This is a genomic window from Bacteroidota bacterium, from assembly GCA_016721765.1.
Lineage (GTDB): Bacteria > Bacteroidota > Bacteroidia > UBA4408 > UBA4408 > UBA4408.
Map to the genome: position 1 here is coordinate 43914 of JADKHO010000003.1, position 22398 is coordinate 66311.

Sequence of the window (22398 nt, forward strand, 5' to 3'; positions counted from 1 at the left end):
TGAAACTTGCAACTTTTTAATCATTTGTTTTATTCCTCATCCTCCTTATTAAGGATTTCTTTTATAATGGATTCAAAAAATTTTCTATTTTCTTTATTTGATGGAATTTTAGCCATATAATCAACTTTGACTTTATATATAAACAATGCCTTAAAAAGCTTTAATGCTTCCTTGTTTTCACGGTGATTAACTTCAATATTGAGTGGTTTGTAAGAAATATAAAACTCTCCATCATGGTGTTTGTAATCAACTTTAATTGGCTCTCCAAGAATAACTGAAAATTCTTCTCCGCTTATTGTTTCCAATTCTGTAGAAGCCTCCTGTTCAATTTTACTAAACAGAGTTACTTGTAATAATTCTTTTACACTAATCGCTGAATAATTCTTATTAGGGTCAACCGCCACTGTAATTGTAAGGAAGGCTTTCTCAAGGCTTTCTTCTGGTTTGGTCTTTAGCTTTTTAGGAGCAAGCCTTACAATTGAGTCGTAGTCAATTTTTTTGTATTTAGTTTTTAAGTTTTTCTTTTTATCTACGTAGGTTAATTCATAATCTGTACTGTTGATAATCTTAATTAATGGTTCAAATATTTTCGCCCTAGAAAACTCCTCATAATTTGAAACAATTTTTTGTACTTGTTCTTCATTATTTAAGTCTATACCTAAAATTTCATCCTTGTAATCATTTAGCACATTATTTCTAAATTTTTCAATCTGTGGCGAATAACCCTCGCTTTCTCCCTTCATCTCTGGGGCTGTTGATATTGAGATTTTAAAACTACTGGGAGCATTATCGCTAATTAGCGGGGGAGTACTATCTACAATTGATTTTATAGTCTTATCAAAATTTACAGGGCTAAGAATATCTTTTAGTTCTTTGCTTGCTTTAACTATTTCAAATGCCTTAAAAGAGTTTTCAAAGTTTTTTAAAAAATCAGCTCCACCCGAAACTGTTACCATTCCATTATATGTTTTTTTAATGGGAGCGATAATTAAATCGAATGACTCTTTTTGAAGAGCATCTCTATAAAAGTCCAATCCTTTAAAATTGAAAAATCCATCATATCGGCTATCAACGTCTTCAATGTAAAAACTTTCCTTAAGAGGCAAGTATTTTTCTGGCAATGCGTAGCACGGAATCATTTGAAAGTTTCCGTAATTAAATTTTATATCAATATCTGTTGTGAAAAAATATCCAGACTCTTTTTTCTTTATTAAATCGAATAGACTTATGTATTGATAAAGATAATCATGAAGTTGTTTTTCTGATATTTCAAAGCAAAGCCATCTATTTACTTTGGAATCTCCTTCAACCCAATAATATAGTGCGTGTCTGTTGGTTTTCTTTTCCAAATAATGCACAAGAACAGGCCCCTCGAATTCGATTAAATCGCAGAAGTATTGGAAGTCTTTAAATATCCAGTCAGTTAATTTATATGAGATAAGTTTCTCCATTAAAGTTCTTGTACAATGCTAAACTTATTTGTTAGGGAAGCACCTTCGAATTCGTGCAGGGTATAATGCCCTTTATTCAATTTGGTACATCGACCATCATTTTTAGATACCTTACCCTCTGCCACATGTGTATATGGTAAGCCTGCTTTATACAAAGGTTTAAGTGTGTTGTATTTCTTTAAGGCTGCATCCAAAGAGTTAAATAAAGAAATACCGCAGCAATCGCAAAGGGTGTGTGCGGTCACGTTAGTACCTCTTGGTACCCTGTTTATTTGAACATGGTTTCTAAAGTCATAAGCTGACATGGGTTCCGTAACCCACCTAAATCCAGTAATATCTGTTTGAGAAGAGCTTTTAGGGGGCAATCTGTTAAAGAATAAGAATCAATGTCCGCTTGATGTTTGAATTTTGGGACAACTTCTTCTTTGGTGGATTTGGCAGACATCAAGCAAAGAAATATATAAATTACATATCCTCCAAATTTTATTTTATTCTTTATGTTAATCATTTCTGTAAAATTCATTATCAAAAAAGCCAAACCATGACGTTTTTGCTAAAAATTGAATAATTTTTGTGTTTCAATGCAAAAATACAAAAATTTACTGATTATTGAATTAAAATATTGAAAATCATTAACTTAGACTATTTTTTCAATATTAAGTGTTCTGAAGGGATAAGCGCCCTAATAAAAAATAAATAGATTGAAAATCAAATAGATAGCAAATATTAATGAATTATTTTAGTACTATGTGTTGCATAGTACAGTTATTTGCACATATCTTTGCATCGTCAAATTCAAGGTAAAACATATTCAAGTCAAAATCTTAATAAATAAAAAAATGAAAACAACAAAAATGAACAACTCAACAATTTCATCTCAAGGGATGAATGCTCCAAAAAGCATATCAAAAATGCTGGTACTAAGTTTACTTTTAATGATGCTAGGTTTTAGCTCATTTGCAAAAAGTGAAATTAGCTCAAAGGAAAAGGAAACTACTGAAATCCGTAAACAACTTTATTCACAAATACAATTTCCTGGATTTATGAAAGAAAAAGTGCAGGAGAAGAAAGTGTGAATGTAGTTTTAGTGTCGATAAAAACGGAAACATCAAAGTGATGAAAACCGACAGCAAAATGAATCACTCAATAAATTTATTGTAGCAGAAATGGAAAATGCAAAATTAGAATCTCTCAAAGTAGATGAAGAGAACATTTACAAAATAAACATTCATTTTAAACTTTTATAAACCAAACATATGAACATAGAAAACACCAAAGCGCAAATGCGAAAGGCGTGCTGGAGTTTTGTATTCTTTCGATACTCAGTGATGGCGATAAATACCCATCTGAAATAATCGAACGAATGAAGGAAGCAAAACTCATTGTTGTAGAAGGCACTCTTTATCCGCTGCTCACTCGGCTCAAAAATATTGGCTTGCTGGGTTATCGATGGGAAGAGTCAACTTCCGGCCCCCCACGAAAGTATTACAAATTAACAGAGTTAGGTGAACAGTTTTTAAAAGAACTGGAAAGCACCTGGGAAGAACTCGTGAAATCAGTGAATTTAACCACACAAAAACCAAAGCAATGAATAAAACAGTAATCATAAATATAAACGGAATTATTTTCCACATTGAGGAGGATGCTTATGATAAGCTAAGTAAATACCTCAATACCATTAAAGGATATTTTAAAGATTCGGATGGGCGTGACGAAATTATGAGCGACATTGAAGCACGTATTGCAGAACTGTTGCAAGAAAAAGTAAATGCAATTAAGCAAGTTGTGATATTAGCCGATGTGGATGAAGTTATTGCAAAAATGGGACGTCCGGAAGAATATGCAACCGATGCTGATAGCAATGCGAATAGCAATAGCGGATCTTCTTCAACACATTCTACTGCTCAAGCAGAATATGTAAATTATAAAAGACGCAGAGTGTTTCGTGACCCGGATGATAAGGTTTTGGGTGGTGTGTAGCGGAATTGCAAATCATTTCGACTTCGACCCAATTTATTTAAGAGGTGCATTTGCCATTTTGTTTTTGTATTTGGAAGTGGTTTTTTATTGTACATCTTGCTTTGGATAATTATTCCTAAAGCCAGCACAACTGCCGAGAAATTGGAAATGCGTGGAGAACCTATCAACGTTGATAATATTAAACGCAGCGTAGAAGATGAACTAAACGATGTGAAAAATCGTAAATGATTTGGGAAGCAAAATTAAAATCCTGAGAACAGGGCTCGAGTTAGTTCGGCAACCGATAAAGTGATTGATTTTTTAGGAACACTTTTTCGCTCTATTTTTAAGGTAGCAGCCAAGCTTTTTGCGGTAGTGTTTTTAATAATCGGCGTGGTCTTACTTTCTGTATTGGCGAGCTCTTTATTTGGATTCACCAATTTAATCCACAATGACATGTACGATTCTCAAATTTCGTATTCGATTGCGGATTTTTTGAGCGCTTTTTTTGGAAGTGAATTCCTCGTTGATTTTGCAACTATCGGCTTGATTTTCTTTGTTGGCGTACCTTTAATCATGTTAATTTATAGTTGCATTAAAATTTTGTTCAATATTCGAACACAGAATAGTATTGTTCGAATTACTGCTTTCTCCATGTGGATTGCCGGCCTTTTAATGTTGATATATGGGCGTTGAAATTGGGGATGAATTTAAAGAAGAAGCAACCTACCGTGAAAATTATGAAATTAAGAGTCCCGCATCACAAGTCATGTATTTAAATTTGATGAAGGATAGTAAGTACAATTTTGAAGAAAAATATGGCTACCACTCAAGAGTTAGAATCAATCATTGGAATCTTGTAAAGTGAATAAAAATGGAATCAGTTTTGGCTTCCCGCAGGTGGATATAGAGAAAAGCGAAACAGATAGCTTTCAACTGGTGGTGATTAAAGGTGCGCAAGGCTCAACGAATAAAGAAGCAACAATTCGCGCCCGCAGCATCAACTACGAGTTTGCCCAACATGATTCTACAATTGATTTCAGTCCTTACTTCGATATTACAAAAGAATCGAAATGGCGAGACCAATCGGTGCGTATAGTTTTGAAAGTGCCGGTTGGAAAACAATTTATCTAAATAGAAATATGAAAAATATTATTTACGATATCGATAATGTAACTGATACTTGGGACAGTGACATGATAGGACGTAGATGGACAATGACTATGGATGGTTTAAAGTGCATTGATTGCAATGGATTGGATATGGATCGTGAAGAAAAGAATAGACACTCATTTGGCAAACATATTCGAATAAACCAAAATGGTGTGGATATAGATATCGAGAGTGACGGGGAAGATTGGGGAGATTCGTCCAATGTTCCACCGCCACCACCACCGCCTGTTCCATCTGTTAAATCTGTAACGATTAAAAAAGCATAAATAAAAAAGGCCTCACAATTGTTTTTGTGAGGCCTTTCTTTTGCAGTTTACATTACAAATTAAATACCCGCGAAATATTAAAACCAAGTCGAATGCCGGCATCTGTCCATTTGGTAGTTGTTTTTGGTATAAATTGATTTTCTAATACACCCAATGAATTTACAAGTTGCAATTGAAAAACGTGACCACCTGTTTCAATATCCACCCCTAACGCAAATGAATCGTAATAAGTATCACGGCTCCATTCGGTTGCTCTCCAACAATACTCAGCTGTAATTGCAAAGCGTTTTGTTACTTTTAAGCGAGTAGCTGCACAAATTGCATACATATCATTCTTGTCTGAAAGCTTTTCAACCAAGTTAAAGTGTATCATGGTAGGGGCAACCTGAATAGAAAAGCGCTCTGAGAATTTTCTTCCGATGATAAGTTGATAGGCATAGGATAATCGGTTATTTCTATTCTCGTATTTATCTTTGCCCGAAATGGCTTTATTCGGATCTTTAAACATGGTATAATACATCCCTGCAAAAAGCGTAACGCTTAAGGGCATCGCATTTGTGGTAGTTTGACGCAACAAGCGATACTTTGCAAATACATCACCCGTTTTGTCAACATTGGTTCTTCCAACTCCGAATTGAAGTCGACCATCATAGCTGTATTCTAATCCTAGTCTGATACTCGCCCCACCGTCAATACCAAAAGCATTGTATGCTCCGCCATTTAATGGCCCGAAGCGATGCGAAATTCTGAAATCAAGTCCACGCTTTCCACATACTTCAACCGTATGTAAATTAATTAGCCGAGTTCCTTTAAAGGTAGCAGTAGCAAATTCTTTTTGCTTGGGTGCTTCATTTTCATTCAACAAAGCGTTCATATCGTCTTGCGCGCTAATGCTAAGAATGGAAGAAAAAAACATGGAAAAAACAAGTAATTTTTTTTGAGGTATGTTCATATTGAAATAGTTTTAGCTTTAAAGAAATTCGAAATATAGTTAATAATTTTAGTTATCTGAATGTCCGTTTTCATACCAGCATTTTATTTTTAAATACTCAGCTGAAGTTAAGGGAGTAGAACCACTCTCTGGCATTGAACGCTCATCTAACACTTTTGTTTTAAATGTTCCACTACCAATTGATGTTTGAAGATTAGCAAACATATTTGCTGTTAATTCTGGATCATTTGAACCATCATGACAGCCAGTTGTGGCACATTTGGCGGTAAGAATCGGTACTATATCACTATTAAATTTTACTACAGCAGTATCGCATGGATTAACTGCTCCGGCCGGCAGCGCCTCTTCTACATGATTGTTCTCACAAGAACTTAGTATAGCTAAAAGTATCAATACCAGAACTCCCAAAATAATTTTCTTTGTGGAATCAAAACTGGTTTGCTTCGAAGGAAGTGTATACATGTTTTTTTGTTTTAGGTTAGTTAATTTATTGGATGATAAGTTTTTTTAGTTTGCGTTCTCCTGATGATTCTAAAGACACCAAGTAAACACCTTTAGGAAGTTGATTTCCTAAATTAAATTGTTCCGTGTAAAATCCGCCAAATTGCGTTTCATTTAAAAGTGACAGTATTCTTTGACCACCCAAATTTAAAATAGAAATTTGTACTTGTGAAGGGCTATTTAAAGTGTAATCAACTGTAATTTCACTGTGTGCTGGATTGGGGTATACTTTTAATAATCCGTTTTCACTCATCACATTCGTAATTCCTGTAGTGGATGCAGGTGTAATAGTTTGGGTTGTGGTATAAACATAATCACCACTTTCGTTACCATCATTGTTACAAGCATCTCCGGCAGCATAAAAAATAATATTGCCTACATTCGTGGATGGCGCTACCCAATCAAAACTAAACACTTTGCTTCCATTGCCAATTCCTCCATTTAATTTATGTACAATATTGGGTCTTACCACACCCCCAATAGTTGCACTTTTAATACCTGTGGAGCCGGATGTGGTAATTGTAAATGTTCCTGCCGGCGTGTTACCGCTTGCTTTTAATGCTTCAAATCCAACCCCGAAAAGTGAATTTGCCGCTCTTGCTACAGTTACATTAATATGATACACTTGGCCAGGTATATATTGCCAGTTAGTCATGTTAGATGAACTAATGGTGATTGAGCCACCACCTGAGTTTACAGCGTATGAGTTATGGCAATTGGTACAACTTGTTTCTCCCGGCGAACCGGTTTTTCCGGCTTTACCATTATCAGATAAAATATCAGCAGTGGCTATTGCAGCTACTCCAATAAAAATTGCGAGTGGGTAAAATCTTTTAAGTTTCATGTTGATTTGTTTTACAGGTTAGACTTAGTTTTCTTTTTAAAATCAAATTTTCTAGTTGATTTCTACTGCAAAACAATGAAGCTGGGTAGTTATTATTTAGTTTAAAATGCTCAACAGGAAATTTATTTAGTTGAGTTGGTATTAATTCTTCCATTCACTAACACCTGTGATAAACATCACAGGGACGCCGAATTCAGAAGCTTTGCAAATGTATACAATTCAGTAAAATTATTTCAATAAATCATGTTGCAACAACAAAAGTTTAAACAAATAACGTTTAGCAAACAAAATAAACAGATGAACTCATTATAATGTTGGATGGAGTAATTTTTGAATGTTTTTTCGTTTGGTTTATTAACAGCATGTTGTTAATTAATGTTCTGTAGCTATTGATTTTACTACATATCCAAATATTGCCTATTTAAATCAAGAATTCCCTTGTTCAGTAATTAAATATTTTAATGGGCTTTAAATTGAACTACCCTTGCACTGTTTTTGAACAAATACCTTTTCCCACCTGTAAAAAAACACTATCACATACATTTAATTAACCCCTTATAAATCTAAACGAAATGAAAAAATTCATTAAAGCTTCCTTGTGTGTTGTGGTAACTATCTTGATGTTCTCAAGTATAAAAGCGCAAACGCCGGCATATAAAGGTATTTACATTGATTCCTTTGATGGCATCCTAGGAAATGTTGTGAAAGAAGATAGTTTACTAAATTACCTAAAGGACAGTTCTTTTAATTCTATTATTTGTTATCGAATGTCGAACGTAATAAGTGCTACACCTTCGAATACAAAAAATACCATACTGGCTAATTTTCTGAAAAGAGCAAGAACTCAATTCGGAATAAAAAATGTGCTTGCATCAAGTGAAAGCTTTGATACATTTAATACCTTAATTGCACCTTACAATCGTTCTCGATTGGATTCTAATGAACGTTTCAATTACTATTACCTCGAATTTGAATTTTGGAATTCACATTCTACAAGCCCTGTATCAGCTGCCAATAATGGTTATTACTGTACAACTTATTTATCGCCAAAAGGTTATAATTGTGATACTGCAGGAGCTTTTAAGTATTATAAAAAAATGCTAAAAAGTTTGGATTCACTGGCCTTACACGACGGTATTAGATGTGCCACCTATGTTGGAAATCCGAATCAAGGCCAATGTAAATTTATTGCCAACACAGTTGATCTTTTGTTATGCGACAATTATACATCCTCCATTAGTAACATTTACTCTGATGTTAAAACACTATTTTCTTATTTTGGTTCAACATCAAAGACCTTACAAATTGTCCCGATTTTTGCAAGCTATTCCCCGGGCGGTAATTTTTTGGGCGATTGGCTAACTAAAGTGCCCTCCGGTCCGCACAGCGAAAAGAGCGTTTACAATAATTATTTTTTACCACGTTTTACTGCTGAAACAGGTGCATGGAAAACTAAATTGAATTTGGTTGGTTATCAGTGGTACCGTTATTCAGGTATGCCACACAATGGAAACTACTCAACCGGAACATTTTGTAATCCTCCATCAAATATTTCGGCAGCTTCAATAACTGCTTCCTCGGCTTTGTTAAAATGGACAGGTATTACTTCCGGACTAGGATATATAGTGCAATACAGAGTTTCAGGGACGAATGCTTGGTCAGCATCTTTGGCAGCAAGCGGCACAACACTATCGCTTACCGGATTATCTCCCGCAACAACTTACGAATTTCAAGTTAAATCATCTTGCATTAGTTCAACAAGTGCGTATTCGGCTAGCGTAGTATTTTCTACAACAGGAACCTCCTCTTGCGCGGTGCCTGTGGGATTAAATGCAACAGCTATAACGAGCGTGTCGGCAGCTTTGAGTTGGACAGCTGTTTCTGGTGCAAGCAGCTACTCGATTCAATATCGAAAAGTGGGTGCAACCGCATGGACTAGCAGTACAAGTACTTCTGCTTCAAAATCGATTGTTGGTTTAGTTGTATCTTCTATTTATGAATATCAAGTTAAAACTACTTGTCCGCTTGGATCAAGTGCCTTCTCCGGCTCCTATCTCTTTTCAACCTTAGCTCCAACTTGCACTGCTCCAATCGGTTTAGCGACTAGTGCTGTTAAAAGCAATTCGGCAACTTTAAAATGGACTGCAATTACGGGAGTTAGTGGATACACAATACAATATCGAGTTGTAGGCACAGCAGCATGGTTAACAACAAGTAGCACGGGCAGTTCTAAATCTGTTTTAGCACTACTGGAAAATACCTTATACGAATTTCAGGTTCAAACAAAATGTAGTGCTACCAATGCTAGTCCTTTTTCTGCATCAGGATTTTTCACAACACTTCCGACAGCTTGTGGAAGCCCTACAAATGTTACTGCTTCAGCTGCTACTACAACGTCATTTACTATAAATTGGAGCCCTGTGCCAGGTGCGAGTTCCTATAAAGTTCAGTATCGAAAAACTTCGTCGTCTACTTGGACAACCATAACTACTTCAACAGCCTTTAAAAATATTGCTTCTTTGGCAACCGCTACAGATTATGAATTTCAAGTTGCTGCTGTTTGTTCGAACGGAACAAGCGCATATTCAGCAATAGCTCTGATAAGCACTCAAAGCAATGCTACTAGCTGTGGGGTTCCTACCGGATTATTTGAGACGAATGTGGCGTTAAATTCGGTAACTTTAAATTGGCTTCCAGTTAACGGTGCATCAAGTTATAAAGTGCAGTATAGGAAAGTGGGAACAAGTGCATGGTCAAATAAAACAACAAGTTTTACCAATAAGAATATAACATCACTCAGCGCTAATACGAACTATGAATTTCAAGTGCAAACCATTTGTAGTTCAGGTAACAGCTTGTTTTCGAATTCCTCTTTTTTCGTTACAACTCCAACACAAGTAGCCGCTCGAATGGCCGCCAATGTAGACTCGCTAACTACAAGCTCATCAAATCGAATGGCGCCTATAGTTGCTGAAAAAAATAAAATGAATAATGTCGAAGAATTTAAAATTTTCCCCAATCCAACAGACATTGATAATATAAATTTAAGAATTCAAATGCCACAAAAAGCCAATGTTACTGTGCAACTGTTTGATATGCTAGGAAAATTGCTCTTTACTGAAATAGCTATTACAGATGAAACAGGATTTGCTGAAATTAAAATTAGAACAGAAACTAAGTTGAATGTTGGCATTTACCAAGTAATAGGAACTTCAGAGTTCGGCAAGTATACAAGCAAGCTAATTATAAATTAATTTGATTATTGAAGAACCAAACTTAAGGGTTAAATTTGATGAAAATTAATATGAAGAAGAGTAAGGCTTAATGCAAAATTATTTTCATGTATGAATTATTGTAAATAATTCATACATGATTTTTTTGACCAAAGTACCAATCAAAGTTGTAAGAAAATCTAAAGCGTGAAACAAAAATGGAGGGAGGTCAAATTAGATTTTTGAGAGCTGAATTAGTCTAGCCCAATCTAAAATTTTGATTCTTTTCTTTTCGATAAATATTACTTTTTCAAGTACAAGCTCGCTTAAACTTCTTGAAAGCGATTCTCTTGCAACTCCAACCAACTTAGCAAAATCTTCTCTACTTAATTCTGCATTAATATCATCAGATCCGGGAACACTAAATTGTTTGTGAAGTTTTACTAGAATAGAACAAATACGATGTTTTACATCTTTCAGCGATAAATTGGCTATAATATCTTTGGCTAGGCGCAAATCAGCACATAATTTTTCAATCAGTTTTTTATTTATGCTAATATCTTCATCAAGCAACTTTAAAAACATATTTTTTGAAAGCATGCACACCTCAGCATCTTCAATTACTTGAATATAACCATTAAATTTTTCATTATCCAAAATCTGACGATGCCCTATAATATCTCCTGATGCTAATATTTTTAAAGTAAATTCATTTCCAAAGTGATCCATAAAGTACAACTTGGCTAAACCAGAATTTATTCCTACAACAGCTTGAATTTCCTGATCAGAAATAAAAATATATTCGCCCTTTAAATAGGTTTTAGTTTTTATATCTGATTTTAATTGCTCCAGAACTGAAGCGGGGGTTGTAGGAAGCGTTAAGGAATTAATGATAGCGCAATCTAGGTAGAAATTACTCATTCAAAAAGAATTGATGGTTTCACTGTGAATAGAGTTCATGAAAACGAAAATTCAAGCCTGCTTAATAAAGTTAAACGGACTCGGGAATCATCTTTTCTACGAACCGTTACAAAGTTCGTAAGGCAACCCAATTATTCAAATAAATTATTCCCAAAGGGTAAAAATGAATTCTGAATGGATGATTTTTGTAGCGTATTAATTATTCGGAAACCCATTTTGCACCCATAATTCTATTTGGGCGCGAGCACATCGCGGAAGTTTCGTATTACTGCTTTTGGGCATGGGGGAAGCACCTGATTGCCAATTGATGGCTTTTACGAGTCTACCATCAGCGGCTACTAATTTCACACCCTCATACGTATCAAAATGTGGGTTGCTACTGGTTGAATTATGACAGGAGTTGTTGGTGCCGCAATTAGCAAGCAATATGGGTTGAATTGTTTTTTGAAATGTAATGTTTGCTGCATTACTATCACATTCCAGCGATAAACCTTCACCGGGATGAATTTCAGTTAGATTATTATAGTAACAGGAGCTTAGAAATAGCCCACTCAATGTGAAAATTAGGAGTGTTTTTTTCATGGTTTAATTATTTTTAGCTCCTTGCATAATCCATAAATAAATTATTTCTATTTGTTTTTCTGTTAAATCAGGATTGGGTTTTCGAGGCATTTTCTCGTCTTCCTTATTGGAAGTAATAACAGTATAAAGTTTACTACCTCTTGCGTTTTTAGCTTTCACTTCACCATGTGTCATAACATCTGTGTAACTATTCAATAAAAATTGTTGCGGATTGTAATTTCCATGACATCCACTTGCAGTGCAATTGCCAATAATTATGGGTAACACTTCGTCCGAAAATTTAATTGCAGGCGAATCTGGAATTACTGGCTCATCTTTGCATCGTATACCAATTATGAGCAATAAAAAGGCAAGGAGTGCAGATGTGATTAATGAATGCTTAAATTTCATTTCTTGTTATTTATCTTACAAGTATAAAAAGTAAATAATTAATTTCCAATTCGTTTAGCAACCATCGAATCTACTGTGTTATAAAGTTGAGTGGGATTATAGGTGCGCCAGCCTAAATTATTTAATCGGCCGCCACATAATACATAATAATCAATATTATTATTTTCAAACTCTCTAATTACATGCTCCCTGAAATTCAAAAATGCAATCCAACCATCGTCAAGATCTTCATACCATTCTTCATAATAGCTATCATCACTTGCATGAAAATTCAACACATTCTCGCCGATTAAAATAAATTTGTTTATCCCCTCAGGAAGCATACTATCAATGATATCACGTTTTAAAAACATAATATCATTATTTATACAATCGTTCCATTCCCCAATCAACTCAATAATGGCGTACCCTTCTTCATAATCTGCAATTAAAATTTTAATAAAAAGTGTTTCCGAGCCTATGTCGTCCCACTGAGGATGAATGGCAAAATCATAAATGTGATTAGTGTATTCAAATTCACTATACTCCCGTTCATAAAAAGGGGATAATTCATCTTCCGATGCGATATAAATATGGCGCCAATTGTAGTAGGGTTCAATGTCCTGCATGACAATTATTTTCGATAGTTTTCTACGGCATTTCTAACATTGCCATACTTTTCCAATAATGCTTCAGCTTCTTGCGCAGCGATTTGCAATTCACTCATTATCATTTTTATACCACGATCAATTAGCTTGTTGTTGCTAAGTTGCATGTCCACCATTTTATTTCCTTTCACCCTACCAAGCTGTATCATAACCGATGTACTAATCATATTTAAAACTAATTTTTGAGCGGTTCCCGACTTCATGCGCGTACTACCTGTTACAAATTCCGGTCCTACTACTACTTCAACCGGAAATTTTGCTGTTTGTGCAAGCGGTGAATTTTTATTGCAAGTAATTGCACCGGTAATAATATTTTGCTCATTACAACTTTTAAGTGCGCCAATAACATAAGGTGTTGTACCGGAAGCTGCAATTCCGATAACAACATCGTTTTCGGTAATGGAGTAATTTTTCAAATCTTTCCAACCTTGGGATATATCATCCTCAGCAAATTCAACTGCTTTGCGAATGGCTGCATCACCTCCGGCGATAATGCCAATAACCAATCCTTGTTCAACACCAAATGTAGGAGGGCATTCTGAAGCATCCACAATTCCAAGTCTTCCGCTTGTTCCGGCACCTATATAAAACAATCGGCCTCCATTTCGCATTTTGGGTAAAATAGCGCTTACTAAATTTTCTATTTGTGGAATTGCCTGGTCAACTGCTTGGGGCACAGTTTTGTCTTCCGAATTTATATTAATCAATAATTCGCGAATCGACATTTTTTCCAAATGTCGATAGGCCGAATCACTTTCTGTTGTGCGAGTAAACATGCTGCTGAAAATTATTCCGGTAAAATTAGCGAGAATTTCGAGAATCTAGGAAATGAATTTAGGATAGAAATTTTGGAATTGGCTTCACAAAACAAATGCAATAAAAAAGCTTGTCACTAACGAATTAATGACAAGCTTTTTTAAAATATTAATGGGTTTAATTCCCCATTTCCGAAATAAATTTAATACGCATCAATCGAATTTCCTCCTCGGTATAATCTTCTTCACCCAATTCCTTCAATGCAGCATCAACTGAATCTGTTTCGGCTGTTTTAAAATAATCAAATACCTCTTCTTGTTTATCGTCATCAATGGTATCATCTATATAATAATCAATATTCACTTTGGTACCACTACTAACGATGCTTTCAATTTCATTAATTACCTCACCTAAAGAAATTCCTTTGGCTTTTGCTAAATCCTGAAATGGAATTTTGCGATCAATGTTCTGAATCAAATAAACTTTTAGCCCTGATTTATTTACAACCGATTTCACCACCATATCCATCGGGCGATCTATTTCATTTTCATCGACATATTTTTTAATTACATCAACAAACTCTTTTCCAAACCGTAGCGCTTTTCCTTGACCAACGCCAATAATTTGTTTCATCTCATCCATGGTAATGGGATATTGTATAGCCATATCCTCTAAGGATGGATCTTGAAATACAACAAAAGGAGGTACATTTTTTTGCTTTGCAATTTTCTTTCGCAAATCTTTTAACATCGCAAAAAGCGTTTCATCTGCCGCAGCAGTTTTACCTGCACCTCCGGCTATTGCAATATCATCTTCTTCGGCAATTGCATCATAATCCACATCCTTTGTAAGCATCATCGAATAGGGTTTTTCGAGGTATTCTTTTCCCTTATCGCTTAATCTCAACAAGCCATAATTCTCAATATCTTTCAACAAAAATCCATTAATGATAGATTGACGTATTACTGCTGTCCAGTATTTTTCATCGTACTCGGAACCCTTTCCAAATACTTCCAATTTCTCATGCTTATAGGATTTGGTTTGTGCGGTTGAAATGCCACACAAAACTTGTGCAACATGTTTAGCTTTAAATTTTTCTTTTATCTCAAGAACGGTATCCAATACCATACAAATACTTTCTTCACCTTCAAAACGCTGTTTAGGGTGCAAACAATTATCGCATTTGCCTCCGCAATTATCTTGCGGATATTCTTCTCCAAAATAATGAAGCAACACTTTTCGCCGACAACTTGCAGTCTCCGCATATCCAACCGTTTCAATTAAAAGCTGTTTCCCAATTTCTTGTTCGGCAACCGGTTTGCCTTTCATGAATTTTTCCAACTTTACAATATCGTCATAGCTGTAAAAAACTACACAGTTACCTTCTCCTCCGTCGCGTCCGGCACGTCCGGTTTCTTGGTAATAACCTTCTAAACTTTTAGGAATATCGTGATGAATTACAAAGCGCACATCCGGCTTGTCTATTCCCATACCAAAAGCAATAGTGGCAACAATTACATCAATTTCCTCCATCAAAAAATCGTCCTGTGTTTTAGCCCGTACATTTGCTTCTAAGCCTGCATGGTAAGGCATTGCTTTAATTCCATTTACTTTCAAGGTTTCAGCAATCTCTTCCACTTTCTTTCGACTCAAACAATATACAATCCCGGATTTTCCGTTTTGAGATTTAATGTATTTGATAATTTCTTTTATCACATTCACCTTTGGTCGTACCTCGTAATATAAATTTTTACGGTTAAAGGATGATTTAAATACATTGGCTTCGCTCATCCCTAAGTTCTTTTGTATATCCTGCTGAACTTTTGGAGTAGCGGTAGCAGTGAGTGCCATAATGGGCACCGTACCTATTTGCTCAATAATTGGGCGTAAGCGTCTGTATTCTGGTCTAAAATCATGCCCCCATTCCGAAATACAATGTGCTTCATCAATGGCGAAAAAGGATATATTAATGTCTTTTAAAAAGGTAACATTCTCTTCCTTTGTTAGAGATTCAGGGGCTACATAAAGCAATTTAGTTTTTCCTGCGGTAATGTCCTTTTTAACCTGAGCTATTTCTGTTTTATTAAGTGACGAATTTAAGAAATGTGCAATACCATCTTCACTCCCAAAATTACGCATGGCATCCACCTGATTTTTCATTAAAGCGATAAGCGGGGAAATTACGATTGCGGTTCCTTGGCTCATCAAGGCGGGTAATTGGTAGCACATACTCTTGCCGCCTCCGGTTGGCATAATTACAAATGTGTCTTTTCCATCTAATACGTTATTGATAATGGCTTCCTGGTCCCCTTTAAAACTATCGAACCCAAAATACCTTTGAAGGTTGTCCAATAACGATGATTCAACTGCTAACATTTTAAAAATTTAATTTATATTTTTAGTAATACATTTGTGTAAAGATATAATAAAATATTTTGAATTGTACGTTAATAATAGTTGTTTTTTTAACTTTTCTCTCTACTTGTGAAATCACCCGATAAAATTAAGGAACTTGCCCTATCAACGCTGAAAATAGAAGCTGACGCCATATTAAATTTAAGCCATTTTGTTGGCGATGATTTTGTGAAAAGTGTGGAATTGATTTTTGATTCAAAAGGGAGGGTTATTGTTACAGGAATTGGTAAAAGTGCCATAATTGCGCAAAAAATTGTTGCCACACTTAATTCCACAGGCACACCCGCTTCTTTTATGCACGCTGCCGATGCTATTCATGGCGATTTGGGCACCATCAGTAAGGAGGATGTACTTATTTGTATTTCTAAAAGTGGTAATACCCCTGAAATAAAAGTACTTGTTCCGCTGCTTAAACAAGGTGGTAATAAGCTTATAGCTCTAGTCGGTAACCCAGATTCATTTTTAGCAAAGCAAGCCGATTTTGTCTTGAATACCTTTGTTGAAAAGGAAGCATGTCCAAATAATTTAGCACCTACCTCCAGCACAACCGCTCAATTGGCTATGGGCGATGCATTAGCCGTTTGCCTGCTTGAGTGCCGGGATTTTTCAAGCAACGACTTTGCTAAGTTTCACCCCGGTGGAGCCCTAGGAAAAAAACTTTACCTCAAAGTTGAAGATATAAGTACCCAAAATGCTAAACCTCAAGTAAATCTTGATGATTCTATAAAATCTATCATTATGGAAATATCTTCCAAACGATTGGGAGCAACTGCTGTACTGAATAATGGTGAACTTGCAGGTGTTATTACCGATGGTGATTTAAGAAGAATGCTCGAAAAAACTGAATCTTTCAATAACTTAAAGGCTTCGGATATCATGAATCCCAATCCGAAGAAAATTGAAATGCATGAACTGGCAATCTCCGCATTACAAGTCCTTCAATCTAATAATATCTCTCAACTAATTGTTACCAACCAAGGAAAATACGCTGGTTTTGTGCACCTTCATGATTTATTAAAAGAAGGTATTATTTAATTTCACTTTTAAGTTCAGCAATACTCCCTTCAACAATCAGGTACTGCGCTAAAATATAACTCGCCATTATTGAAATTCCGGCAAAATTAAAGGGTGCGTAAAACTTATTAAAAGCCAACAAAGTATCCGAAAGCATAAAGCAAATTGCACCGCTCAGGATTAATGAGAAACTCATTTTGCTTACACTGTTGTATCTCATGGCACTTGCTATGCCCATTCCTGTTATTACACTCACATAACACAATACCGGATAGAATAATGCACCCAAACGACTGCTTAAAGTATAAAATACAATTCCCGAAACAACGATATACGGTAGTGTAAATAAAATTATTTGTGCACGCGTATAGTTGATTTGAGTGTGTTTTAAAAAATTCCTAAAAGCAATTATATAACATATGTGGGCGACTAAAAAGAGAAGCAATCCCAATATAAAGTATGCTTCATGCACAGCTGTAAAAAGCAATGCCACATCACCCAAAAGGGAGAAAAAGAGTCCACATTGAACAAATAGGGAAAACCTATTTCTGCTTTTTTTAGTGGATTGATAAAAATAGAACGACAAAGAAATCAAAAGTAGTGGTTTCGTGAAATACCTGATTTCGTTCAGATTTAAAAATTCTACGCCCAAGTATAAAAGGGAAAGCAATAGAAACAAATAGCTGAAATTAGTTCTATCCATTAGTACTTACTTTGTTTTTTTGTTTCTGCAAATAAGCAAAAAGGATAAATGAAAATGCACTAATAAAACATCCTGAAATCAAAATCAACTGAAATGAACTTTGTTTTGAAAACAAGAGTGTTGCAAGCGGTAAATAAATAATACGCGCTAACTCAGCGGCTTTGATCCACTGTTTATTTTCCAAAATCCCACCGCAATTGATAAGGGTGAAAATGGAAAATACGCTTCCAGCAATCAACTCTGTGTTGCTCAGGTATTTTTGCTTAAAAAGTAGCATGGTGGCAACAGTTAAACACACAACAAATAAATAAAGTACATATAAATTCCAAGTATTTTGGTTGGGCTGGAGATCATACTTTTTATACGCATCCAAATTCACTTCTTTGGGATACTCTTGACCACCTAGGTCTGCAGGTTTCCAACCCGGTGGCTTTAAAAATAATTTTACCTTATTAGTAAGGGAGCTGGTTTGCTTAGCGAGACTAAATAGTTCTTTCCAATAATGAAAATTCGCCCAAACAGGATTCCAACTTTCGAGTGGTTTTGTAATGCCGTAAACCACTTCTTCTTCCTCTTCTTGAAAAGTGCCAAACATACGATCCCAAATAATAAGGGTTCCTGCATGGTTTTTATCGATGTACTTAGGGTTTGATCCATGGTGTACACGGTGATGGGAAGGTGTGTTTAATACCCATTCCAGAAATCCCATACGGCCTATTGTCCGCGTATGAATCCAAAATTGATAAAGCGTATTAAAAGAGCTTATCGTTAAAAACATTATGGGATCAAAACCTAGAAACGCAAGGGGCAAATAAAACACCCACGAAAAGGCACTTTGGAACCAACTCTGACGTAGAGCTACCGATAAATTATACTCCTCACTTTGGTGATGCACAATATGCGCAGCCCACATTGCATTTACCTCATGACTTAAACGATGAAACCAATAATAAAAAAAATCAACCGCTAAAAAAAGTAAAATCCAATTGAGTAGGGTAGAGGAAATCGTCCAATTTCGGTAATGGTTATACAAATAGAGATAGCCAAAAAATAAAGCAGTTTTCATGAAAATTCCGGTTACCTGCTGACCTATTCCTAAACTGATATTGGTGATTGAATCATTAAAGCGATAGAGTTTCCGCTTTGTAACAAAGGCTATGATTAATTCAATCCCAATCAATATGAAAAAAATAGGGATTGATAAAGCAATATAATCTACTTTCATCGTATAGTCTTATTTATCAAATTTAAAAAAGAAAAAACATACTGCAACCCATTCTAGTTGAATCGATTTTGCATAGCCAATAGTAGTGTGACTGCTGTTTTCTACAGTCCCATCTTTTCCCACATATCCAATTGTGCTATGGCTTGAATTTTCAATTGTTCCATCCTTTTTCACATAACCAACTGAAGAGTGGCTGCTGTTTTCAATGCTTCCATTAGAACGAATATATCCGATGGTGCTGTGACTGCTGTTTTCAATTGTTCCTTCCTTACGAATATAACCTATCGTTGAATGACTGCTGTTCTCAATTGCGCCATCAGCCTTAATATATGCAGTGGTGCTATGGCTACTATTTTCGATACTTTGAGCGAAACTGGCAATTTGAAATAAAAGCAAAAATGGAAGAATATAGCTACTCATTTTCGAAATGATAAGTGGCAGCATGCTTCACCGGAAAGTTGCATGAGTTTGCAATAAAACATTTGCTATTGGCTGCTTCATGTAATTTTTCAGCTCTTTCAAGCATTGATTTATTTTTCAATTTAATTTCAGGATGTAAAGTAACTTCCACAAAGTTTCCTCCTCCACCACTTTTTTCTTCCATTAAACCTTGCGCTGAATCAATATATGCTGTTACAATCACACCGGCATCTGCACACAAATGCAAATACCAAAGCATATGGCATGCGGAGAGTGCCGAAACCAAAAAATCTTCAGGATTGTGCTTGCTCACATCCCCGCGAAAAGGAGCGTCAGAAGAACCCATAATAGCAACCTTGCCGGCAACTTCTATAAGATGACTTCTTTCATAATCTCTTGCCGAAATGGTTCCGGCACCGTTGTTTCCGGTCCAGGTAATTTTAGTTTTATAACTATGTTGTCTATTCATCTTAAACAATAAATGTTTTTTTAGTGAGTTATCAATCTGCGGTGATAGTTTATTTGTCCTAAATGATAATTCAAATGACACGCAAAATGTACTAACCAAAATGCGGTTGCGTTTTTCATTCCCATTATTTCAAGCGGGAATTCTTTTTCCAAATCGGCCGGAGTCAGTTTTAGGAGTGTTTTTTTAACCACATCAGTGGTCTGCTCCAAAGTAGCAATCAATTCAGTTCTGGGAATATTCTTGCTCGAAAATTCGGCATCTCGATTCCGCACATATCCGGTATTACCGAGCACACTGCCAATAAAATGGTTGAGGTTTCCAATAAGATGTAAACATAAATTCCCTGCCGAGTTACTTATTTCTTTTTCAATATTCCAAATCGTTTTCTCATCTGCATACAGCTTCAATTCAGCTATAAGCGCATGAATTCCACGTTCGTAAACTTCAGCTAAAATTTTTGTATCCATTGTGAGGTATATTTTTGGTTTAAATTTAATTCAATGTTTCTGTTAACCAGCGATAAAATTCACGATGCCATACCAAACTATTTTGCGGTTTTAGCACCCAATGCCCTTCGTCAGGAAAATATAAAAATCTACTCTTAATGTTTTTAAGTTGAGCCACCCCAAATGCTTGCATACCCTCCGAGACTGGAACACGAAAGTCCTTTTCATTATGAATAACAAGTATGGGTGTATCCCAATTTTTTACAAAATGTTGAGGTGAAAATTGCGCATAGCTTTTTGGTAAAGGTTGCATCCAAAAATTTCCCCCCAATTCATGGTCGCCAAAAAATGTTTGGTCTGTGGTACTATACCAACTCTCTAAATTAAAAACGCCACAATGCGCAATAAACGTCTTAAAACGATGGCTCTCATTATGTCCTTCCAACCAATACACTGAATACGCTCCATAACTCGCTCCAACCGCAGCTATGCGAGTTACATCCACATAAGGCCGTTTAGCAATCGAATCAATTGCACTCAAATAATCTTGAATGGATTGCCCTCCCCAATCTTCACTTATTTGATCCTTCCACGCTTTGCCAAAACCAGGAACCCCTCTGCGATTTGGAGCTACTACTATGTAACCTTTTGCACACATCAATTGCAAATTCCATCGGTAAGAAAATGCTTGCGAAATACCCACTTGTGGTCCACCTTGACAATACAAGATTGTCGGATATTTTTTTGTTGAATCAAAATCAGGCGGGTAAAATACAAGTGTTTGTAACTGCTTGTTGTCAGTGGTTTTTATCCAATTAATTTCTTCCCGCCCAAATTTTAGTTTATCAAGAGTGGCTTTATTCGTAAAGGTTAATTGGGTTTCTTCACCTGTTTGTAAATTAATTTTAACCAACTCGTCCGGCAAAATGAAACTGGTCTTTAAAAGCACAGCATAATTTCCGGCAATAGCAAGCGAGGTATAATCCTGCTTCCCTTTTGTGATTTGCTTAATTTTTTTTGAAGCGCAATTCAAAGCATACAACTGAACGGTCCCTTCGGTTTCTTTTAAAAAATAAATAAGGCGATTATCAGCACTCCATTCAAAAACATCAATGTTCTCACCTAAATTTTGAATGTAATAATTTATCTTTTTTGTAGTTAAATCATAACACATTAAATTACTTTCATCCAATTCAATCCCATTTGTGGGCATACTTGTCCAACATAATTTTTTACCATCTCTGCTGAATTTTGGATGTAAATCATAACCCGGCATCCCTGCACTAATATTTAAAGTGCTTTTGCTTTCAACGTTGTATAAATAAATATCATTATTAGTACTTTTTGCAAATTCCTTACCACTTAGTTTTTTACTCGAATAGGCAATGTATTTCCCGCTTATGCTTACATCAAATTCTTCAACATCGTAAGGTTCTTTTTTTTGGATGTCTTCAAAGGCATTGATGTCCGATAGGCCCTTATTCCCTTTTGCAATCCAAAGGTGCTGAAAACGCGAGTCATCCCATTGATTCCAAGTCCGGTAAAATAAATCGTCAATAATTTTTGCACTTGATTTTTTTACATCAGGATAAAGCTCTTGAAGTGTGTTTGAGCCCTCCACTTCAGCAGAAATCACAACAGTTGAATCGGCGGAATAAGAAATTGAACCAATCCCAATACTTGAATTTGTTACTTGAATTTTAGGATCACCACTTGTTTCCATTTCATACCATTGTCCATTCTTCCCTGAAATATAGTTGATCCGCTTCCCATTCGGCAACCAACGTGGTGTAAAGGAATTCTCTTCAGTTGAACTAAGTTGATGTGGCATTCCACCATCAATGGGAATAGAAAAAATAGCCTTTGTTCCGCCGTTTTTTTCCAAATCAATCGTTTCCACAACATATAATATTGTTTTACCATCCGGCGAAACCGATGGTTCTGAAAGTCGTTTCAAACTCAACATAATTTCAGGACTAAGCACATTTTGTGAAAATGCCTGAACATAAATTAGAAGTCCAATAGCTAAAATTGTTTTAAAATACCCCATCA

26 protein-coding genes and 1 pseudogene are annotated in these 22398 nt (G+C 35.6%); 9 read left to right on the top strand and 18 right to left on the bottom strand.

The window, feature by feature from the left end; all coding sequences use genetic code 11:
• Positions 1-29: 29 nt before the first annotated feature.
• Together IPP32_13075 and IPP32_13080 are read right to left on the bottom strand one after the other, a co-directional pair.
• Complete coding sequence (locus IPP32_13075; protein ID MBL0049016.1) at positions 30-1451, bottom strand: hypothetical protein; 1422 nt, start codon at positions 1449-1451, stop codon at positions 30-32.
• Positions 1451-1696: a hypothetical protein gene (locus tag IPP32_13080; protein ID MBL0049017.1), complete on the bottom strand. Its 246-nt coding sequence runs from the start codon at positions 1694-1696 to the stop codon at positions 1451-1453. Before IPP32_13080 ends, IPP32_13075 begins: the two co-directional genes overlap by 1 nt.
• A 594-nt stretch (positions 1697-2290) precedes the next feature.
• On the opposite strand from IPP32_13080, the gene IPP32_13085 reads away from it, so the two are divergent.
• From IPP32_13085 to IPP32_13100, 4 genes and pseudogenes are all read left to right on the top strand, one after another.
• Positions 2291-2527 carry a hypothetical protein gene (locus tag IPP32_13085; protein ID MBL0049018.1) on the top strand — a complete coding sequence of 79 codons (237 nt, stop codon included), beginning with the start codon at positions 2291-2293 and terminating at the stop codon, positions 2525-2527.
• Between the two features lie 180 nt (positions 2528-2707).
• Positions 2708-3042, top strand: a pseudogene (locus tag IPP32_13090) (PadR family transcriptional regulator).
• A complete protein-coding gene (locus IPP32_13095; GenBank protein MBL0049019.1) occupies positions 3039-3431 on the top strand; it encodes a hypothetical protein in 393 nt (130 codons plus the stop codon). Before IPP32_13090 ends, IPP32_13095 begins: the two are co-directional and overlap by 4 nt.
• A complete protein-coding gene (locus tag IPP32_13100; GenBank protein ID MBL0049020.1) occupies positions 3406-3540 on the top strand; it encodes a PspC domain-containing protein in 135 nt (44 codons plus the stop codon). The genes IPP32_13095 and IPP32_13100 overlap by 26 nt, the downstream gene beginning before the upstream one ends.
• Before the next feature lie 133 nt (positions 3541-3673).
• Here IPP32_13100 and IPP32_13105 read toward each other — a convergent pair whose 3' ends face one another.
• Positions 3674-3868 (bottom strand): hypothetical protein, encoded by a 195-nt coding sequence (locus IPP32_13105; protein ID MBL0049021.1) that lies wholly within the window; start codon positions 3866-3868, stop codon positions 3674-3676.
• Between the two features lie 227 nt (positions 3869-4095).
• Between IPP32_13105 and IPP32_13110 the strand changes: the two genes are divergently transcribed.
• The 3 genes from IPP32_13110 to IPP32_13120 are packed head-to-tail and all read left to right on the top strand — an operon-like array spanning position 4096 to position 4849.
• Positions 4096-4278, top strand: coding sequence for a hypothetical protein (locus IPP32_13110; GenBank protein MBL0049022.1), 183 nt, complete (start codon positions 4096-4098; stop codon positions 4276-4278).
• Positions 4275-4544 carry a hypothetical protein gene (locus IPP32_13115; protein MBL0049023.1) on the top strand — a complete coding sequence of 90 codons (270 nt, stop codon included), beginning with the start codon at positions 4275-4277 and terminating at the stop codon, positions 4542-4544. The genes IPP32_13110 and IPP32_13115 overlap by 4 nt, the downstream gene beginning before the upstream one ends.
• Complete coding sequence (locus IPP32_13120) at positions 4484-4849, top strand: hypothetical protein (protein ID MBL0049024.1); 366 nt, start codon at positions 4484-4486, stop codon at positions 4847-4849. The genes IPP32_13115 and IPP32_13120 overlap by 61 nt, the downstream gene beginning before the upstream one ends.
• Before the next feature lie 52 nt (positions 4850-4901).
• Here the strand turns inward: IPP32_13120 and IPP32_13125 are convergent, their stop codons facing one another.
• Genes IPP32_13125 through IPP32_13135 form a run of 3 tightly spaced genes read right to left on the bottom strand, consistent with a single transcriptional unit; the run spans position 4902 to position 7146 of the window.
• Positions 4902-5801 (bottom strand): hypothetical protein, encoded by a 900-nt coding sequence (locus IPP32_13125; GenBank protein ID MBL0049025.1) that lies wholly within the window; start codon positions 5799-5801, stop codon positions 4902-4904.
• Between the two features lie 48 nt (positions 5802-5849).
• Positions 5850-6263, bottom strand: coding sequence for a hypothetical protein (locus IPP32_13130; protein ID MBL0049026.1), 414 nt, complete (start codon positions 6261-6263; stop codon positions 5850-5852).
• Between the two features lie 25 nt (positions 6264-6288).
• Complete coding sequence (locus IPP32_13135) at positions 6289-7146, bottom strand: T9SS type A sorting domain-containing protein (GenBank protein ID MBL0049027.1); 858 nt, start codon at positions 7144-7146, stop codon at positions 6289-6291.
• Between the two features lie 572 nt (positions 7147-7718).
• Between IPP32_13135 and IPP32_13140 the strand changes: the two genes are divergently transcribed.
• Positions 7719-10400, top strand: coding sequence for a fibronectin type III domain-containing protein (locus tag IPP32_13140; protein MBL0049028.1), 2682 nt, complete (start codon positions 7719-7721; stop codon positions 10398-10400).
• 192 nt (positions 10401-10592) lie between these two features.
• Here IPP32_13140 and IPP32_13145 read toward each other — a convergent pair whose 3' ends face one another.
• From IPP32_13145 to recQ, 6 genes are all read right to left on the bottom strand, one after another.
• A complete protein-coding gene (locus tag IPP32_13145) occupies positions 10593-11279 on the bottom strand; it encodes a Crp/Fnr family transcriptional regulator (protein ID MBL0049029.1) in 687 nt (228 codons plus the stop codon).
• A 195-nt stretch (positions 11280-11474) separates the two neighbouring features.
• On the bottom strand, positions 11475-11861 hold the full coding sequence (locus tag IPP32_13150; protein MBL0049030.1) for a hypothetical protein: 387 nt from the start codon (positions 11859-11861) through the stop codon (positions 11475-11477).
• A 3-nt stretch (positions 11862-11864) separates the two neighbouring features.
• Positions 11865-12251 (bottom strand): hypothetical protein, encoded by a 387-nt coding sequence (locus IPP32_13155; GenBank protein MBL0049031.1) that lies wholly within the window; start codon positions 12249-12251, stop codon positions 11865-11867.
• 38 nt (positions 12252-12289) lie between these two features.
• The gene (locus tag IPP32_13160) at positions 12290-12859 is read right to left on the bottom strand and encodes a hypothetical protein (GenBank protein MBL0049032.1); all 570 of its coding nucleotides are present in this window, start codon (positions 12857-12859) and stop codon (positions 12290-12292) included.
• Between the two features lie 5 nt (positions 12860-12864).
• Positions 12865-13674: an N-acetylmuramic acid 6-phosphate etherase gene (gene murQ, locus IPP32_13165; protein ID MBL0049033.1), complete on the bottom strand. Its 810-nt coding sequence runs from the start codon at positions 13672-13674 to the stop codon at positions 12865-12867.
• A gap of 157 nt (positions 13675-13831) precedes the next feature.
• Entirely contained in the window at positions 13832-16030 is a 2199-nt protein-coding gene (gene recQ, locus IPP32_13170; protein MBL0049034.1) for a DNA helicase RecQ, read from the bottom strand.
• A 108-nt stretch (positions 16031-16138) separates the two neighbouring features.
• On the opposite strand from recQ, the gene IPP32_13175 reads away from it, so the two are divergent.
• Positions 16139-17104: a KpsF/GutQ family sugar-phosphate isomerase gene (locus IPP32_13175; protein MBL0049035.1), complete on the top strand. Its 966-nt coding sequence runs from the start codon at positions 16139-16141 to the stop codon at positions 17102-17104.
• On the opposite strand, the gene IPP32_13180 is transcribed toward IPP32_13175, so the two are convergent.
• Genes IPP32_13180 through IPP32_13205 form a run of 6 tightly spaced genes read right to left on the bottom strand, consistent with a single transcriptional unit; the run spans position 17097 to position 22396 of the window.
• Positions 17097-17786, bottom strand: coding sequence for a lysoplasmalogenase (locus IPP32_13180; protein MBL0049036.1), 690 nt, complete (start codon positions 17784-17786; stop codon positions 17097-17099). The genes IPP32_13175 and IPP32_13180 overlap by 8 nt on opposite strands.
• The gene (locus IPP32_13185; GenBank protein MBL0049037.1) at positions 17779-19011 is read right to left on the bottom strand and encodes a sterol desaturase family protein; all 1233 of its coding nucleotides are present in this window, start codon (positions 19009-19011) and stop codon (positions 17779-17781) included. The genes IPP32_13180 and IPP32_13185 overlap by 8 nt, the downstream gene beginning before the upstream one ends.
• 9 nt (positions 19012-19020) lie before the next feature.
• Complete coding sequence (locus tag IPP32_13190; protein MBL0049038.1) at positions 19021-19431, bottom strand: hypothetical protein; 411 nt, start codon at positions 19429-19431, stop codon at positions 19021-19023.
• Positions 19424-19900 (bottom strand): OsmC family protein, encoded by a 477-nt coding sequence (locus IPP32_13195; GenBank protein ID MBL0049039.1) that lies wholly within the window; start codon positions 19898-19900, stop codon positions 19424-19426. The genes IPP32_13190 and IPP32_13195 overlap by 8 nt, the downstream gene beginning before the upstream one ends.
• 20 nt (positions 19901-19920) lie before the next feature.
• The gene (locus IPP32_13200; protein ID MBL0049040.1) at positions 19921-20367 is read right to left on the bottom strand and encodes a DUF1572 family protein; all 447 of its coding nucleotides are present in this window, start codon (positions 20365-20367) and stop codon (positions 19921-19923) included.
• Positions 20368-20392: 25 nt separating this feature from the next.
• Positions 20393-22396 carry a S9 family peptidase gene (locus IPP32_13205; protein ID MBL0049041.1) on the bottom strand — a complete coding sequence of 668 codons (2004 nt, stop codon included), beginning with the start codon at positions 22394-22396 and terminating at the stop codon, positions 20393-20395.
• Positions 22397-22398: the final 2 nt, after the last annotated feature.